The 12492-nt window shown below is 62.1% G+C and carries 14 protein-coding genes; 7 read left to right on the top strand and 7 right to left on the bottom strand.

Going from position 1 to position 12492, the window contains the following annotated elements:
• Nucleotides 1-6: 6 nt before the first annotated feature.
• Nucleotides 7-543 (bottom strand): chalcone isomerase family protein, encoded by a 537-nt coding sequence (locus tag ACXR0M_RS15315; protein ID WP_458832643.1) that lies wholly within the window; start codon nucleotides 541-543, stop codon nucleotides 7-9.
• Between the two features lie 133 nt (nucleotides 544-676).
• On the opposite strand from ACXR0M_RS15315, the gene ACXR0M_RS15310 reads away from it, so the two are divergent.
• Complete coding sequence (locus ACXR0M_RS15310) at nucleotides 677-1471, top strand: hypothetical protein (protein WP_458832711.1); 795 nt, start codon at nucleotides 677-679, stop codon at nucleotides 1469-1471.
• 75 nt (nucleotides 1472-1546) lie between these two features.
• Nucleotides 1547-2113 (top strand): DcrB/PsbP domain-containing protein, encoded by a 567-nt coding sequence (locus tag ACXR0M_RS15305; protein ID WP_458832642.1) that lies wholly within the window; start codon nucleotides 1547-1549, stop codon nucleotides 2111-2113.
• Nucleotides 2114-2116: 3 nt separating this feature from the next.
• Here ACXR0M_RS15305 and ACXR0M_RS15300 read toward each other — a convergent pair whose 3' ends face one another.
• From ACXR0M_RS15300 to ACXR0M_RS15285, 4 genes are all read right to left on the bottom strand, one after another.
• Nucleotides 2117-2833, bottom strand: coding sequence for an alpha/beta hydrolase (locus tag ACXR0M_RS15300; RefSeq protein ID WP_458832641.1), 717 nt, complete (start codon nucleotides 2831-2833; stop codon nucleotides 2117-2119).
• Nucleotides 2834-3013: 180 nt separating this feature from the next.
• Nucleotides 3014-4126: a M14 family metallopeptidase gene (locus tag ACXR0M_RS15295; RefSeq protein WP_458832640.1), complete on the bottom strand. Its 1113-nt coding sequence runs from the start codon at nucleotides 4124-4126 to the stop codon at nucleotides 3014-3016.
• A gap of 211 nt (nucleotides 4127-4337) precedes the next feature.
• Nucleotides 4338-5117, bottom strand: a complete 780-nt coding sequence (locus tag ACXR0M_RS15290) for an ABC transporter substrate-binding protein (RefSeq protein ID WP_458832639.1) — start codon at nucleotides 5115-5117, stop codon at nucleotides 4338-4340.
• A gap of 357 nt (nucleotides 5118-5474) precedes the next feature.
• Entirely contained in the window at nucleotides 5475-5903 is a 429-nt protein-coding gene (locus ACXR0M_RS15285; protein WP_458832638.1) for a rhodanese-like domain-containing protein, read from the bottom strand.
• 102 nt (nucleotides 5904-6005) lie between these two features.
• Between ACXR0M_RS15285 and ftrA the strand changes: the two genes are divergently transcribed.
• On the top strand, nucleotides 6006-6980 hold the full coding sequence (gene ftrA / locus ACXR0M_RS15280) for a transcriptional regulator FtrA (RefSeq protein WP_458832637.1): 975 nt from the start codon (nucleotides 6006-6008) through the stop codon (nucleotides 6978-6980).
• Nucleotides 6981-7230: 250 nt separating this feature from the next.
• Here the strand turns inward: ftrA and cobF are convergent, their stop codons facing one another.
• Nucleotides 7231-7986 carry a precorrin-6A synthase (deacetylating) gene (gene cobF, locus ACXR0M_RS15275; protein WP_458832636.1) on the bottom strand — a complete coding sequence of 252 codons (756 nt, stop codon included), beginning with the start codon at nucleotides 7984-7986 and terminating at the stop codon, nucleotides 7231-7233.
• Nucleotides 7986-8552 (bottom strand): histidine phosphatase family protein, encoded by a 567-nt coding sequence (locus ACXR0M_RS15270; protein WP_458832635.1) that lies wholly within the window; start codon nucleotides 8550-8552, stop codon nucleotides 7986-7988. The genes cobF and ACXR0M_RS15270 overlap by 1 nt, the downstream gene beginning before the upstream one ends.
• Before the next feature lie 331 nt (nucleotides 8553-8883).
• Between ACXR0M_RS15270 and ACXR0M_RS15265 the strand changes: the two genes are divergently transcribed.
• The 4 genes from ACXR0M_RS15265 to ACXR0M_RS15250 are packed head-to-tail and all read left to right on the top strand — an operon-like array spanning nucleotide 8884 to nucleotide 12449.
• The gene (locus ACXR0M_RS15265) at nucleotides 8884-9738 is read left to right on the top strand and encodes a MurR/RpiR family transcriptional regulator (RefSeq protein ID WP_458832634.1); all 855 of its coding nucleotides are present in this window, start codon (nucleotides 8884-8886) and stop codon (nucleotides 9736-9738) included.
• 2 nt (nucleotides 9739-9740) lie between these two features.
• Complete coding sequence (locus ACXR0M_RS15260) at nucleotides 9741-10385, top strand: cysteine hydrolase family protein (RefSeq protein WP_458832633.1); 645 nt, start codon at nucleotides 9741-9743, stop codon at nucleotides 10383-10385.
• Entirely contained in the window at nucleotides 10382-11713 is a 1332-nt protein-coding gene (locus ACXR0M_RS15255; RefSeq protein WP_458832632.1) for a type I glutamate--ammonia ligase, read from the top strand. The genes ACXR0M_RS15260 and ACXR0M_RS15255 overlap by 4 nt, the downstream gene beginning before the upstream one ends.
• Entirely contained in the window at nucleotides 11697-12449 is a 753-nt protein-coding gene (locus ACXR0M_RS15250) for an N-formylglutamate amidohydrolase (protein ID WP_458832631.1), read from the top strand. Before ACXR0M_RS15255 ends, ACXR0M_RS15250 begins: the two co-directional genes overlap by 17 nt.
• The last annotated feature ends 43 nt before the right edge of the window (nucleotides 12450-12492 follow it).

The following is a 12492-nucleotide window of genomic DNA, read 5'->3' as shown; positions in this document are numbered from 1 at the left end:
TGATCTTCAACGACTCTCACCAAGCAACTGCTCCCGCAACTGCGGATTGCGCGTACGCGGATCCAGCCAGATATCAAAAAACGCCCGGGCAAACTGCGGGTCATCAATCTCGTGCCGCAACTGCTGCCCCACAAAAAACCGTGCGCCCTGCCCCGGCAAATACACCCCGGTAATCCGCGTCCCTGCCTGCACATCGACAAACGACTGCTGCATTTGCGTCTGCCACTTCGCCAGTTGCGCCGGGCTGACACGGGCGCCGGACAGACGTTTGATTTCATCGACGCTGGCCTGCACCAGATCCTCGCGGGCGATCTTGCGCCGGTAGATCAGTTCCAGCGCGAATGGCTGTTCGGTGGACAACGGGCGTGCCGCGCTCCACAAGCGCGCGTTGTACACGTCAAACCCAAACACGCTGAAATCGCCACTGCCGATGATCTGCGCGCCGGGCACCGCGTCCTGCCAGTTGGCCCAGGTAGGTGTCAGCAGCAACGCCCATAAACCGATGCCACAACAGCCACGCAGCAACTTCGATGGTCTGCTCATCGCCGCAACAACTCCCGGTTAAACCTTGATAAGCCAAGCATAGCGGAAGCCGGCCCAGATCTTTGTATACAAAAATTGTCGACTGATGCACCAATCGGTTACCGTGGCCTTTCCCCTGCCCGAGGCCTCCCGCGTGCTCATCCTCAAACTGTTGCTGATCCCCGGTTTTCTGTTGCTGATTTCCCTGGCGGGCAAGCGCTGGGGGCCGAGCGTGGCCGGGTGGCTGTCAGGGTTGCCGGTGGTGGTCGGGCCGATTCTGTTTTTCCTCGCCATCGAACAGGGGCCGCAGTTCGCCGCGCAGTCAGCGGTCGCGGCGCTGTCGGCGATGTTTGCGATGATCGCGTTTTGCGTCACCTACGCGCAGATGGCGCAGCGCGCGAGCTGGCCGTGGGCGCTGATGGTGTCACTCTCGGTGTGGGCGTTGCTGGCGCTGGGGTTGTCGCTGATTCCACCGTCGCTGACGTTCTCGGTGGCGGCGGCGGCCACTGCCCTGCTGGCCGCGCCGTACCTGTTTCCCGCTGTGCAACCGGTGCTGAACGGCCCGGCGCCGAAGTCGGACAAACTGATCTGGCGGATGATTGCCGGGGCGGCGCTGACGCTGCTGGTGACGATGCTCGCCAGTACCGTCGGCGAACGCTGGAGCGGCTTGCTCGCAGTATTCCCGGTGCTTGGCAGCGTGATGGCAGTGTTCTCGCAACAGACCCGTGGCCCGGCGTTTACCGCAGCGTTGCTGCGGGCGACGGCGACCGGCATGTATGCGTTTTCGGCGTTTTGCCTGGTATCGGCGCTGACCCTGCCCAGCCTCGGCCTCAGCGGGTTTATCGCCGGTGTGGCGGTGTCGGTGGCGATGCTCGGGGTTACGCGCAAGCTGCTGGCCCGGCCGGTCACGGCGAAAGCACGCGAGTCCAAGGCGGACGCGAGCGTCTGACAACCCGCGCTGGAACCCCACGCACGCTCCGTGGGATCATCGCCGCCCTGGCGCGACCATTCTTCGGAGATTCACATGTCATTGCTCAGCAAAAAAGCCGTCGTCCTGATGCTGGCGGTAGTCGCCGGTCTCGGCGCAATCAACGCCCAGGCGGCCAAGGCCAAGGACAAAGCCCCGACCGACAAGGTGTCGATGCTCGACGGCAAGTTCACCTTCGTCCTGCCCAAAGGCTTCACCGCTGATCCGCTGCCCGCCGGCCCGACCGGGGCCAAGGGCACGATGTACACCAATCAGGCGACCAAGACCGTGGTGATCGCCGCGGAAAACCAGATCGCCGGGGGCACCAGCGTCAAGGACAACGACAATGAATTCCTCGACGGCAGCCTGGCGAGTTTCATCGATGACCAGCGCAAGGCCCTGCCGGACTTCAACAAACTCAGCGAAAAAAGCCTGACCCAGAAAAGCAGCGGCCTCGGTGTGCGTCAGGTCGACAGCACCGCCACCCAGGGCGGCGGCCAGACGCTCAACACCACCCTGCTCGCCGCGTCCGGCAAACGCATGGCGCTGGTCCAGGTGATTTCCCGGGCAAGCGACAAGAGCGGTCACGATGCGCTGGTGAAAACCATCCTCAAGGACAAGTGATCCTCACGGATTGAGCTGCTGCAGCCAGGCGTTCAAGTCTCGCAGTTCGGCGGCACTGATGCTGTGGCCGACGCCGGGATAGGCATGGAACTCGGGGGTGTAGGCGAGTTTCTGCAGCAGCGCATTGGCCTCGGTGCCGTCGTGATACGGCACTCGATCATCGGCAGTGCCGTGGCCGATGAAGATCTTCATCGGCAACGGTTGTTTCTGCGTCTTGAGCTCGGCTTTCAACACCGGCAACAAGCGCCCGCTCAACGCCGCGATCCCGCCCACCGCCACGGGCGGACGCAAACCCACTTCGTAGGTCATCATCGCGCCCTGGCTGAAGCCGATCAGGTACACCTTGTCCGGGCTGGCGTGATATTTCTGCGCCGCCTGCGCGACAAATTCCCGCAACTTCTGGCCGCTGGCCTTCAGGTCATCGGTTTCACCGTTGTAGGCGCCTTCGCCTTTCTTGCGAAACCACTGGAAACGCCCTTCACCCAACGCCAGCGGCGCCTGCACCGACAGGTAGTTGTATTGCGCCGGCAGCTGAAATTTCATGCCGATCAGGTCGGCTTCGTTACTGCCGTAACCGTGCAGGAAAATCACCAGCGGCCGGGTTTCCGCATCGGGGTGAACCTGGGCGAGGTACTTCAGTGGCAGGTCGCTTTGCAGCGTGGTTTGCGCATGGACGGCACTGGACGCCAGCAGGGTTAACAGGGCAAGCACCTTCAACATAAAGTCTTCCTTCACGGGGTGTCGGGTTAGCGGTTGAGCCTAACAGGCTTAACTGCCAACCCAAACCTGTAGGAGCTGCCGCAGGCTGCGATCTTTTGACTTTGACTTTGACTTTTAAAAGACAAGATCAAAAGATCGCAGCCTGCGGCAGCTCCTACAGGGGGGCGTGTTGGCGCGCGCTCAGTCGTTGATCAGTTTGCCCGCACGTATCGGCTCGCGCCCCGCGACCTTGGCCTGCCAGATCCCCGGCTGGGTGTACCGCCCGCGATCAATGGCAAACAGCACGCCGCTGGTCCCGGCGCGGACGGTGGTGAGGCGGTCATTGAGCGGATCCACCACTTCGAACAGCGCATCGCCCTGCTCGACCCATTCCCCGGCCTTGCGCAGGAAACTGACCACACCATGGTGCGGGGCGAACAGGTATTCGGTGCCTTCGAAGGGCATGCCTTCGCAACATGCCTGCGGTGCCGCCGGCCATTCGCCGCTGATGAAACCCTGTTCGGCGAGGAAGCCGAGAATCGCTTCGCAATTGGCCTGGGCCTGATCGACCCGAGTGTCGCCCATGCTGCCCAGCTCCAGGGTGGTAGCAAGGTTGGCCGGGGGAATCGCCGCGTGCGGGAACGCTCGCGCCAGCCGCAACCACGGCGACGAGCACGACTCGTCGAACGAACTGCCGCCCGAGTCTTCGCACAGCAGCGCCACGCCGGCCTTCAATCGCGCCGCCAGGGATTGCCAGCGCGGCCAGTGTTGCGGCAACGCGTAGAGATGGATCGCCGCCTCGAAATCGCAATGCAGGTCGAGGGTAATCTCGGCATCGCAGGCGTGGCGCAGCAGCAAGCGGTGCAGCGCTTCGAGTTGCGAGGCCGGGGCTGGCAGTTGATCGAGCACGTCGCCCATGGTCTGGCGGATCAGCGCGATGTTGGCCTCGGCATCGCTGCCCAGTTGCTCGCCGATTCGCGCCGCCACCGGCGCACTGAGCTCGACAAAGCTGCGGTTGAAATTCTTGCCGCTGCCCAGCTCGAAGCGGCCCATGTGGCTGCCTTGCAGGTGCTGGTCGAGACCGATCGGGTTGGCCACCGGCACCAGCTCGATCACGCCTTGCAGACGGCCCTGCTGTTCCAGCTCGTTGAGGCGTTGTTTAAGCTCCCACGCGGTGCGCATGCCCGGCAGTTCGTCGGCGTGCAGGCTGGCCTGGATGTAGACCTTGCGGCTGCCCGCGCCGTAACGAAATACGCTGAGGGAACGTTCGCTGCCCAGATGGCTCCAGGGCAGGACATGGTCGATGCGTTGCATGGGGAAACTCCTGCTGATCGGGTAAGTCTGGATCAATGAGATCCCTGTGGGAGCGGGCTTGCTCGCGAATGCAATTCGACAGTCAATAAAGATGTTGAATGTTAAACCGTATTCGCGAGCAAGCCCGCTCCCACAGTGAATCTCTATCAGTAGAAAGAGAGCACAAAAAAAGTGGCCACCGTCTGCACGGGGCCACTTTTTCTACGGCTGATTAATGGCCGTACACGTCAAAGTCGAAGTACTTGTCCTGCACTTTCTTGTACTCGCCATTGGCGCGGATTTCGGTGATGGCCTTGTTGAATTTTTCGGCCAGCTCTTTATCGCCCTTGCGCACCGCAATACCGGCGCCGCCGCCGAAATACTTGGCGTCTTCGTAGGTCGGGCCGACGAATTCGAAGCCTTTGCCGGCGTCGGTTTTCAGGAAACCGTCGCTCAGGTTGACCGAGTCGGCGAGCATCGCGTCGATACGACCGGACACCATGTCGAGGTTGGCTTCCTGCTGCGAGCCGTAACGCACCAGTTCGATCCCGGCCGGCACCAGCACTTCGGTGGCGTAACGGTCGTGGGTGCTGGCGCGCAGCACGCCGACTTTCTTGCCCTTGAGCTCGGTCAGCGGGTCTTTGACACCGGAGCCTGCCTTCATCACGAAGCGCGCCGGGGTGTGGTAGTACTTGATGGTGAAATCGACGTTCTTCTTGCGATCGTCGGTGATGGTCATCGAGGACAGGATCGCGTCGATTTTCTTCACTTTCAGCGCCGGGATCAGACCGTCGAATTCCTGCTCGACCCACACGCATTTGACGTCCATCTGCTTGCACAGGGCATCGCCGATATCGACATCGAAACCGGTGAGTTTGCCGTCAGGGGTTTTCATCGAGAATGGCGGGTAACCCGCTTCGATGCCGATGCGAATCGGCTTGGCGTCTTCGGCCACAGCGGTAAAGGACAACATCGACAGTGCCAGGGCACCGAACATCACTAGCTTCTTCATTTATTACTCCTGTGTGCGGAGGCTTTTATTGGCAGCTTTCGATTGGCGTTCGGTCATGGCCGTTGAGCAGCAAAAACCGAAGTGGCCGGCAGTCTATGGCGGCGCGCACAGGGTAAATTGTGTATAGGCGACAAATGCTTACAGAAAATCGGCGCATGCGTTGACCGGGATCAACGGTGCGCCGATATGGTGCAAAGGCTGTAGGACAAATCAGCAAAATCCCTGTAGGAGCTGCCGAAGGCTGCGATCTTTTGATCTTGCTTTTTAAAAAACAAAGTCAAAAGATCGCAGCCTTCGGCAGCTCCTACAAAAGCAATCAGCGACCCGCAATAGCGTTCAGCGTTCAGCGTTCAGCGTTCAGCATTCGCAGCCGATTGGGGCTTTGACGGTTTGCTCGACACTCAAACTGAAGCCCTCATCCAGCCACCCCGCCACACCACCGATCATCTCCTTCACCGGATAACCCAACGCCGCCAGTTTCACCGCAGCCTTGTTGGCGCCATTGCAGTGCGGGCCGGCGCAATAGACCACAAACAGCGTGCTCTTCGGATAACCCGCCAAGCCTTCGGCCGTCAGCAAGCGGGTCGGAATATTGATTGCCCCCGGCACATGGCCGCGCTCGAACGCCAACGGTCCACGCACATCCACCAGCACAAAATCGACCTCGCCGGCCTCTTGGCTGCTGAAGACGTCGGAACAATCGGTTTCAAAGGTCAGACGGTTGCTGAAGTGCATCAGGGCAATCGCCGACGGCGCGGCGGGAATTTCGCGAACCAGGCTGGTCATGCTGAGTAGCTCCTGTATCGATTGGGGTGTAAGCAGACTTTATCGGGCCGACACTTGGCGCTACAGTGGCGCGCAAGACACTCACCGGGAATTTTCCGCCAAATGCCTGATTCACCTGGACTGGTCGCGATTCTGGCCTACGACGGCCTCTGCACCTTCGAATTCGGGATTGCCGTGGAGATCTTCGGCCTGGCCCGACCGGAGTTCGATTTCCCGTGGTACGAGCACCGCATCGTCGCCGTCGATCAAGGGCCGATGCGCGCCATGGGCGGCATTCAGGTGCTGGCCGACGGTGGTCTGGAATTGCTGGCGCAGGCTCGCACTATCATCATTCCCGGTTGGCGCGACCGTGAAGCCCTCGTGCCGACAGCGCTGCTTGAGGCGTTACGTGCGGCCCATGCGCAAGGCGCGCGGTTGTTATCGATCTGCTCCGGGGTCTTCGTGCTGGCCGCCAGCGGTCTGCTCGACGGCCACGGCGCGACTACGCACTGGCGTTACAGCGATGAACTGGCGCGGCGCTTCCCGGCGATCGCGGTGGATCCCGAGGTGCTGTACGTCGACTCCGGCCAGTTGATTACCTCGGCCGGCAGCGCTGCCGGAATCGATGCCTGCCTGCATCTGGTGTCTCGTGACTTCGGCACTCAGGTCGCGAATGCCGTAGCGCGACGGCTGGTGATGTCGCCACAACGCACTGGCGGCCAGGCGCAATTCATTCCCACGCCGGTCAGCCCGACGCCGCGCAATGATCTGTCGCGGGTGATGCAGTGGGCCCGTGAGCGCCTGCATCAACCGCTGGAAGTGCGCGATCTGGCCAGCGAGGCGGCGATGAGCGAACGCACGTTTCTGCGGCGTTTCACCGAGGCATGCGGCCAATCGCCCAAGGCCTGGTTGCAACACGAACGCCTGGCGCGAGCGCGGGAGCTGCTGGAAAGCACGGCGCACAACACCGAGCAGGTTGCCGAGCGTTGTGGTTATCGTTCGGTGGAAAGTTTTCGCGTGGCGTTTCGCAGCGTGGTCGGGGTGCCGCCGTCGGTGTATCGGGAGCGGTTTGGGCGTGGGGGCAGGGTCATTTTCTGAGGTGACTGTAATGGCCCCTTCGCGAGCAAGCCCGCTCCCACATATGAAATGCCTTCCCCTGTGGGAGCGAGCTTGCTCGCGAAGACGTTTGGGCGTGGGGGTAAAGCGACTGCCTGAGGTGGCCTTGAGGACGCTATCGCTGGCAAGCCAGCTCCCACAGGTTTTGCGTCGTACACACCTCTTATTTCAACCCGGAAACCTGTGGGAGCCGGGCTTGCCCGCGATGAGGCCCGCATCGACGCCACACAAATCAAGGTTTACGCAGCAAATAGGTATCCATAATCCACCCATGCTCGGCCCGCGCCGCCTTGCGCGTGCGCTCGATCTGCTCTGCCACGTCCTCAAGCTTGCCACTGATCAGGATCTCATCCGGCGTGCCCAGATAAGCGCCCCAGTAAATCTCGGTCTGCGGATCCGCCACATGGCGGTAGGCATCTTCGGCATCGAGCATCACCACCAGACTGTCGGTGTCACTCACCTGCCCCGCCGCCAGACGCCGGCCAGTGGTGATTTCAATCGGCTGTCCAATGGTGTTCAACGGTACTTTGTGCTGCGCGGCCAAGGCCTGCACGCTGGTGATCCCGGGGATCACTTCAAACTCGAACATACAACGGCCCGACGCGAGAATCGCCTGCAGGATGCGAATCGTGCTGTCGTACAACGCCGGGTCGCCCCATACCAGGAAACCGCCGCACTGCGCGTCGGACAGTTCCTCATTGATCAAGCGCTCGAAGGTTTCCTGCTTGGCGCGGTTCAGATCTTCGACCGCGCGGGTGTAGTCCACATCGCCACGCTCGCGCTCCGGGCTGTGAGCTTCGACAAAGCGATAGGCAGGATCAGTAATGTAGCGCTCGCAGATCTCGCGACGCAGATCGAGCAGCTTGTCCTTGCGCGGACCTTTGTCCATCAGAAAGAACACATCCACCCGGTTAAGCGCTTTCACCGCCTGCATCGTGATGTAGTCGGGATTGCCGGCGCCGATGCCGATGACCAGCAGTTGTTTCATCACATTGCTCTCGCCGGATCGATACCCGGCAAGCGTAGCCGCCAGATCCCGTTGAAGCGCAGTTCGACCTCCGCCAGCGGTTCAACATCGATGGCGTTGAACGCCGCACCCTGCAGCACGTGCATCAGCGCCGCGCGAATCACGTACGGATGGGTGACTGCCACGACGTGTCCCGGCGCGGCTTGCAGGCTGTGCAGCCAAGCCGCGACCCGCGCGCCCAACTGCATCACCGACTCGCCACCGTGAGGCGGCGCATGCGGGTCGCTGAGCCACAACTGCACAGCCTCAGCCTCATGGCGTTGCAGGTCCTTGATCGACTGGCCGTGCCAGCGGCCCCAGTCGCAATCACGCAGCGCCGGATCGACCTCGGCCTGATCGCCAAACCAGGCGGCGGTTTGCCGGGTACGCAATTCCGGCCCGCAAAGCAGACGCGCCGCGGCATCGAATCGTGCCGCCAACGAGCCTGCGGGACGATCAACTTCAACAGGTTCGTTCGTAGGAAAACGCGCCAATTTTTGTGCGACGGTTCTGGCGTGGCAGATCAAGGTCAAACGGGTCGTCGGCACAGGGCTGCACTCGGTCATCAGGCAGGAAAAACACCGGCAAAACGCCGATTGATCGCGCATTGTGCCGCAAACCGGGCAATACAGGGTGGTTGAGGCTGCAGCGTGCGCCGCCCAAGGTCGTGAACAAAAGGCAATTTCCGACATCGCGATAGCCAATGTCCTACAAACTCCATCGACATCCGTGTAGCCCTTGTGCCACGGGCTTCTCGCCGCTTTCTGGTGCCTTTTAAACACGCACAAAAATTCACTAGACATGTAACCTGAGTTACATAAATACTGTTTTAACGGATTGTGAAACGAATTCAACACCCCTCATCCAGCAGGAGCCCGGATGCCCCCTCTAAGAGACTTGATCACCGATCCCGGCCTGGAACTGACGCCGTCGGAGCGCAAAGTGATTCGCGCCCTGCTCGACCAGTATCCGCGCAACGGCCTGGGTCCGATGGCGCGTCTGGCCGAACACGCCGGGGTCAGCGATCCGACCATCGTGCGGCTGGTGAAGAAGCTTGGATTTGGCGGTTATGCCGAGTTTCAGGATGCCCTGCTCAGCGACATGGACCACCGCCTGCGTTCGCCGCGCACTTTGCTGCAGCCGCGTTCGCACCTGAACAAGGACGACGCCTGGGGCCATTATCTGGCCGACAGTCAGCGTGTGCTGGTGGAAACCCAGGCCCTGACCCAGCCTGAAGACGTGCGCATTCTGCTCGACTGGCTGCTCGATACGCGGCACCAGATCCATTGCTTCGGCGGGCGCTTCAGCGGCCTGATGGCCAACTACCTGCTCAATCACCTGCGCCTGCTGCGCCCCGGCTGCTTTGCTCTGGAAGACAACGCACAACTACCCGATCGCCTGTTCGATCTGCAGCGTCAGGATGTGGTGCTGCTGTTCGACTATCGCCGCTACCAGAGCCAGGCCCTGCGCGTGGCCAGTGCCGCCAAAAGCCGTAACGCGCGGGTGGTGTTGTTCACCGACATCTATGCATCACCTTTGCGAGAACTTGCCGATCTGATCATCAGCGCCCCGGTGGAATCGGCCTCGCCGTTCGACACCATGGTCCCGGCGCTGGCCCAGGTCGAAGCGCTGATTGCCTGTCTGACCTTGCGCAGCCCGGATCTGGCCGATCGCCTGGAAGGCATCGATGCCATGCGCAACGAGTTCAACACCCACCTGCTGGAGGATAAATAAGGATGTTCAGTCTTCCCCACCGCTCGCCGCGGGACTTGCCGTTTGTCACCGACCACACCGCGTTGTTGCTGGTGGACATGCAGCGTGCCTGGCTTGAGCCGCAGTACGACCCGCACCTGAACGGGCCGGATGGCGAGTATTTCCTGATCCGCACCCACATGCAGGTGGTGCCCAATCAACGCCGCTTGCTCAGCGCCTTTCGCGAAGCGCGGCAGAACGTGCTGCACACGATCATCGAGAGCCTGACCGCCGACGGCCGCGACCGCTCGCTGGACCACAAACTGTCGGACATGCATCTGCCCAAGGGCAGTGAACAGGCGCGCATCATCGACGACCTGACTCCAGTGGAAAACGAGATCGTGTTGCCGAAAACCTCGTCCGGGGTGTTCAACTCGACCAACATCGATTACGTGCTGCGCAATCTTGAAACCCGGCATCTGATCATCGCCGGCATCGTCACCGACCAGTGCGTCGACATGGCGGTGCGCGACGCTGCTGACCGAGGCTATCTGGTGACGCTGGTCGAAGACGCCTGCGCCACCTACACCCCGGCGCGGCATGACGCCTGCCTGAACGCGATCAAGGGCTACTGCTGGATTACCGACACGCAAACCGTGCTCGGCCGGTTGCAGGAGATGCGGCCATGAGTGAACGCCTGACGCCGTTGCCGATGACCACGATCGTGACGACCGATCTGATCGGTATCACCCGTGGCCGTTCGTTTCCCACCGACGAGCTGGAGCATTATCTGGCCGGCGGTTGCGGCTGGGTGCCGGCCAATAGCGCGTTGACGCCGCAGGACATCATCGCCTCGACCAACCCGTGGGGTGCTTATGGCGACTTGCGGCTGATCCCTGATTTAGCCAGCCGCGTCACCGTCGGCAATGGTCCGGACGCTGCGGCCCCGGCGCTGGACTTCATCCACGGCGACATCCGCGAAATCGATGGCCGCCCGTGGAGCGCCTGCCCGCGCACCTTGTTGCACGATGAAATCGAACGCTATCGCGGCGACCTCGGTTTGCAGGTCAACGCCGCGTTCGAACACGAATTCAACCTGCATGCCGGTTTCGCCGAGCATCTGGCGTTCTCCCTGCAAGCGCAGCGTCAGGGCGCCGAATTCGGCGGCTGGCTGCTCAGCGCGCTGCGCGCCGGCGGCGTCGAGCCGGAAATGTTTTTGCCCGAATACGGCAAGCATCAATACGAAATCACCTGCCGCCCGACCCTCGGGGTGGCGGCGGCGGATCGCGCGGTGAACGTGCGCGAGATCACCCGCGAAATCGCCCGGCAACTGGGGGTCGACGTCAGCTTCGCGCCGAAGACCAAGGCCGACGCGGTGTGCAACGGCGTGCACCTGCACGTCAGCCTGCTCGATCTGCAAGGTCTGCCGATGCTCTACGACGCCGGCACCAGCAACGGTTTGTCGACCCTCGGCCAGCACTGGGCGGCCGGGATCCTCCACTACCTGCCAGCGCTGTGTGCCTTCACCGCGCCGACCCCGCTGTCGTACGAGCGTTTGCAGCCGCATCACTGGAGCGCGTCCTACGCGTGTCTGGGGCAGCAGAATCGTGAAGCGGCGTTGCGCATCTGTCCGACCGTCAGCCTCGGCGGCAAATCCGTGGCGGCGCAATACAACCTGGAATTCCGCGCCCTGGACGCCACCGCCTCGCCGCACCTGGCGATGGCCGCACTGCTGATTGCCGGACGCCTGGGCATCGAACAGCGTCTGGCGCTGAACGCGATCACCAATGAAATTCCCGATTCACTCAACGACGAGCAACGCAAGGCCCGGGGCATCGTTGCCCTGCCCGCCTCGCTGGCGCAGGCGCTGGATTGCCTGCGTGACAGTGCAGCCTTCAACCAATGGCTGCCCAAGCCGTTGCTCGACACCTACTACGCCCTTAAAACCGAGGAACTGGCGCTGACGGAACAGCTCTCGCCCGCTGACCTGTGTGAGCACTATGCACGCCTGTACTGAATCCGCCGAGCTGGGGTTGTACACCCGCCCGGTCTACAACCTGAGCCGCGAAGATTCATCGCATCCGCTGATCCTGGTGTGTGAGCACGCCAGCCGCTACATCCCCGCCGCCCTGAACAATCTGGGCCTGGACGATGCAGCCGCGCATGAGCACATCGCCTGGGACATCGGCGCACTGCAACTGGCAGAAGCGCTGTCGGCAAGCCTCGGGGCGACGCTGTTGAGCGCCAACTATTCACGACTGCTGATCGACCTCAACCGGCCCCGGCATGCCCCGGACAGCATTCCGGTACAGAGCGAGATTTATCAGGTGCCCGGCAATCGCGATCTGGACGAAGCCACCCGCGAATACCGGCGCCAACAGCTGTTCAAACCGTTTCACGCCCGGCTGCAGACCCTGATCGACCAGCGCGTCGCCCAGGGCCAGGCAGTGCGGGTGGTAGGCATTCACAGTTTTACCCCGGTGTATTACGGCCAGCCGCGCCCGCTGGAAGCCGGCGTGCTGTTCGGTCAGGCCAGCGCCTATGCGCAGCGGGTGATCGAGGGTCTCGGTCAGTACCCGCTGAAGGTCGCGGGCAACCAGCCGTACCGGATCGATCCGCTGGGCGACATGACCGTGCCGGTGCACGGCGATGCCCGGGGTCTGGAATCGGTGCTGATCGAGGTGCGCAACGACCTGCTGTGCAGCCCGGAAGCGGTAGCGCTGTGGGCCAAGCGCCTGGCGCCGCTGCTGTAACCCATGCACTGAAACAAGGCTGACGCGGTAAACGACGGATCGA

It is taken from the genome of Pseudomonas sp. Eth.TT006 (genome assembly GCF_054456575.1).
This window is presented reverse-complemented; position numbering and strand designations above follow the sequence as displayed.

Coding starts and splice junctions, on each gene's coding strand:
- cobF (WP_458832636.1), bottom strand. CDS start 7,986: ATGAAACAACTGCTGGTCATCGGCATCGGCGCCGGCAATCCCGACTAC.
- ACXR0M_RS15305 (WP_458832642.1), top strand. CDS start 1,547: ATGTCATTGCTCAGCAAAAAAGCCGTCGTCCTGATGCTGGCGGTAGTC.
- ACXR0M_RS15290 (WP_458832639.1), bottom strand. CDS start 5,117: ATGAAGAAGCTAGTGATGTTCGGTGCCCTGGCACTGTCGATGTTGTCC.
- ACXR0M_RS15285 (WP_458832638.1), bottom strand. CDS start 5,903: ATGACCAGCCTGGTTCGCGAAATTCCCGCCGCGCCGTCGGCGATTGCC.
- ACXR0M_RS15260 (WP_458832633.1), top strand. CDS start 9,741: ATGTTCAGTCTTCCCCACCGCTCGCCGCGGGACTTGCCGTTTGTCACC.
- ACXR0M_RS15255 (WP_458832632.1), top strand. CDS start 10,382: ATGAGTGAACGCCTGACGCCGTTGCCGATGACCACGATCGTGACGACC.
- ACXR0M_RS15265 (WP_458832634.1), top strand. CDS start 8,884: ATGCCCCCTCTAAGAGACTTGATCACCGATCCCGGCCTGGAACTGACG.
- ACXR0M_RS15295 (WP_458832640.1), bottom strand. CDS start 4,126: ATGCAACGCATCGACCATGTCCTGCCCTGGAGCCATCTGGGCAGCGAA.
- ACXR0M_RS15300 (WP_458832641.1), bottom strand. CDS start 2,833: ATGTTGAAGGTGCTTGCCCTGTTAACCCTGCTGGCGTCCAGTGCCGTC.
- ftrA (WP_458832637.1), top strand. CDS start 6,006: ATGCCTGATTCACCTGGACTGGTCGCGATTCTGGCCTACGACGGCCTC.
- ACXR0M_RS15250 (WP_458832631.1), top strand. CDS start 11,697: ATGCACGCCTGTACTGAATCCGCCGAGCTGGGGTTGTACACCCGCCCG.
- ACXR0M_RS15315 (WP_458832643.1), bottom strand. CDS start 543: ATGAGCAGACCATCGAAGTTGCTGCGTGGCTGTTGTGGCATCGGTTTA.